General features: G+C 70.1%; 1 protein-coding gene. It reads left to right on the top strand.

Annotated features, from left to right (window positions below; all coding sequences use genetic code 11):
• On the top strand, positions 1 to 1,300 hold a 1,300-nt coding region (locus VFZ66_15615), incomplete at both ends, for a condensation domain-containing protein (GenBank protein HEX6290617.1).

Below are 1,300 nucleotides of genomic sequence, written 5' to 3'. Positions count from 1 at the left end.
CAGCTCTATCTGCTCGATGCCCAGGGGGAGCCGGTGCCGCCCGGCGTGGTCGGTGAGCTGTACCTCGGCGGTATCGGCCTCGCGCGCGGCTACCATCACCGCCCCGACCTCACCGCCGAGCGCTTCCTGCCCAATCCCTTCGCCCAGGAACCGGGCGCGCGGCTCTACCGCACGGGCGACCTGGCGCGGAGTGATGCCGCCGGGCGGCTGGTCTTCGTCGGGCGGCGCGACCAGCAGGTCAAGCTGCGCGGCTACCGCATCGAGCTGGAGCAGATCGCGGCGCAGTTGCGGGCGTTTCCGGGGGTTGCGGATGGGCTGGTGCTGCTGCGCAGCGAGCGCGACACGCCGCAGTTGGTGGCCTATGTCGTCGCGGCGGCGCCGACGCTGGACCTGGCGGCGCTGCGCGCGTTCTTGCGCGCACGGCTGCCGAGCTACATGCTGCCGCACGCGATCGTGCCCGTGACGGCGTGGCCGCAAACGCCCAACGGCAAGATCGACCGCCAAGGGCTGCCGCTGCCGGAGCGCGAGGATGCGGCACTGGACGCCGCGCTGGTCGCGCCGGGCACGCCGCTGGAAGAGCTGCTGGCGGGCATCTGGGCGGACGTGCTGCGCCTGCCGCGCGTCGGCGTGCGCGACAACTTCTTTGCCCTCGGCGGTCATTCCCTGCTTGCCACGCAGGTTATCTCGCGAGTGCGCGCGGCTTTTCAACTTGAGATACCGGTGCGCAGCCTCTTCGATGCTCCAACGATCGAGGAATTGGCCCGCCGGATCGCGGATGCGCGCGGCGAAAGCCCTGAGGCTATTCCTGTCATGAAGCGCGCAAGCCGGGAGCAGGTGCTGCCGCTGTCGTTTGCGCAGCAGCGCTTGTGGTTCTTGGACCAGTTGGAGCCGGGCAGCCGGGCCTACGCCATGCCGATCGCCCTGCGCCTTCACGGTCCCCTCGATCGCGCCGCGCTCCAGCACAGCCTCGATGCCCTTGTCGCCCGCCATGAGTCCTTGCGCACGGCCTTCGGCCTCGTCGGCGACACCCCCGTCCAGCAGATCGCGCCCGCCCAGCCGCTCGCCCTGCGTTATGTCGTCGTGGCTGGGACCGACGCCGCCGCGCGTGAAGGGCAGGTCCAAACCCTGCTCGCCGCCGAGGTCCAGCAACCCTTTGTGCTGGCGACCGGACCGCTGCTGCGGGCGACGCTCTTCGGGATGGACGCGGAGACGCACGTGCTGCTGCTGAACCTGCATCACATCATCGCCGATGGCTGGTCGATGCAGGTCTTGCTGCGTGAGCTGGTTCAGCTCTATCGCG

The sequence above is a fragment of the Herpetosiphonaceae bacterium genome (assembly GCA_036374795.1).
Classification (GTDB): Bacteria; Chloroflexota; Chloroflexia; order Chloroflexales; family Kallotenuaceae; genus LB3-1.
This window is presented reverse-complemented; position numbering and strand designations above follow the sequence as displayed.